At 77.0% G+C, this 243-nt stretch carries 1 pseudogene; it reads left to right on the forward strand.

From position 1 onward, the window contains the following. Nucleotides 1-243, forward strand: a pseudogene (locus TW83_RS21740) (precorrin-3B synthase); the annotation flags it as partial.

The raw sequence follows: 243 nt of genomic DNA on the forward strand, positions 1-243 counted from the left end.
CCTGCCCGCCCCCCGGCCCGCCGCGCCGCCGCAACCGGGGCCGCATCCGCAAGGCCTGCTGGTCGCGCTGGAATTCGGCCAGATCACCCCCGACACGCTGCGTCGCCTTGGGCGCCTGGCACCGCTGCGCCTGACGCCGTGGCGGATGCTGCTGGTCGAGGGGGTCCGCCACCTGCCCGCGCTGGAGGGGCTGATCCTGGACCCCCGCGATCCGCGCAATCGTCTGCGCGCCTGTCCCGGCGC

Origin of the sequence: Paracoccus sp. S4493 (assembly GCF_000967735.1) — a bacterium.
GTDB classification, from domain to species: domain Bacteria; phylum Pseudomonadota; class Alphaproteobacteria; order Rhodobacterales; family Rhodobacteraceae; genus Paracoccus; species Paracoccus marcusii.